This is a genomic window from Burkholderia sp. E168m15 (assembly GCF_016586105.1).
Taxonomy (GTDB): Bacteria; Pseudomonadota; Gammaproteobacteria; order Burkholderiales; family Burkholderiaceae; genus Burkholderia; species Burkholderia orbicola.
In genome coordinates, this window is the sequence record NZ_BCPO01000235.1 from 1 (window position 1) to 1,458 (window position 1,458).

The 1,458-nt window shown below is 63.3% G+C and carries 1 protein-coding gene; it reads left to right on the forward strand.

Annotated elements, in window-relative coordinates; translation table 11 throughout:
• The first annotated feature begins 230 nt into the window (after nt 1–230).
• Entirely contained in the window at nt 231–1,436 is a 1,206-nt protein-coding gene (locus JMF86_RS34830; protein ID WP_041489162.1) for an IS110-like element ISBma3 family transposase, read from the forward strand.
• The last annotated feature ends 22 nt before the right edge of the window (nt 1,437–1,458 follow it).

A 1,458-nucleotide genomic window follows, 5' to 3' on the forward strand; every position in this document is an offset into this window, starting at 1 on the left:
CCCCGTTACTATCTTCCTGTCCCAATAATGGGGCTTTGGCCAGCCAGGCCCGGTATGATTCCCGCCCCCAGTCGCAGTCATGATCCGGGGGGTGTTGTCGCCGGGTCTGGTGGGTGGCTGGTGATCGCTGATAGGGGTTTGGCCGGAATATTCCGACGCCGTCCGTAACGTGGATGCCGAGACTTGCCACCGTTGTTGCAGGCCAATCCGTTCACTTTGCACAAACTGCGATGCAAGACACTCAACAGCATGACGCCGTGGATGTTTTCGTCGGCGTCGACGTCGGTAAAGGCCAGCATCACGCCGTTGCACTCGATCGAAATGGCAAGCGTCTGTACAACAAGGCGCTACCCAACGACGAGGTCAAGCTGCGAGCCCTCATCGCCGAACTCAAGACTCACGGTCGACTGCTGTTCGTCGTCGATCAGCCTTCCACCATCGGTGCGCTTCCTGTAGCCGTCGCCCGCGCTGAAGGCGTACTCGTCGCCTATCTGCCCGGACTGGCCATGCGCCGCATCGCTGATTTGCACGCCGGCGAAGCCAAGACCGATGCCCGCGACGCCGCCATCATCGCCGAAGCCGCTCGCTCGATGCCGCATACGCTGCGCTCGCTTCGACTGGCCGACGAGCAGCTCGCCGAACTCACCATGCTGTGCGGCTTCGATGACGACCTCGCCGCTCAGGTCACACAGACCAGCAACCGCATTCGCGGCCTGCTTACTCAAATCCATCCGGCGCTCGAGCGCGTTCTCGGACCGCGCCTCGACCATCCGGCGGTGCTCGATCTGCTTGAGCGCTATCCGTCGCCCGCCGCACTTGCCAGCACCACCGAGAAGACGCTCGCCAATCGCCTGACCAAGCTCGCTCCTCGCATGGGCAAAGGCTTGGCGGCCGAGATCGTTCAGGCACTGAGTGAACAAGCCGTGACCGTGCCCGGCACGCAAGCCGCCACCATCGTCATGCCCCGTTTAGCCCAGCAGCTTGCGGCCTTGCGTAAGCAACGCGACGAGGTCGCCGCCGAAGTTGAGCGACTGGTGCTTGCTCACCCTCTTTGGCCGGTCCTGACCAGCATGCCGGGAGTCGGCGTCAGGACCGCCGCCAGACTCCTGACCGAAGTCGCCCATAAGGCCTTCGCTTCGGCTGCACACTTGGCGGCCTACGCTGGCCTTGCCCCGGTCACCCGGCGCTCAGGCTCGTCGATCCGTGGCGAGCATCCATCCAGACGGGGAAACAAGGTGCTCAAGCGCGCCTTGTTCCTATCCGCCTTCGCGGCCTTACGAGACCCAGTCTCACGGGCCTATTACTCCCGCAAGATCCAGCAAGGCAAGCGCCACAACCAAGCGCTGATCGCACTGGCACGGCGACGCTGCGACGTCCTGTTCGCCATGCTGCGCGACGGCACCATTTACCAACCCAAGTCAGCCCCTAACGCTTGACGAAAGACATAGGGGCACCCCC

Bases quoted from the DNA above. Each gene is read 5' to 3' on its own strand.
- JMF86_RS34830 (WP_041489162.1), top strand. From the start codon at position 231: ATGCAAGACACTCAACAGCATGACGCCGTGGATGTTTTCGTCGGCGTC.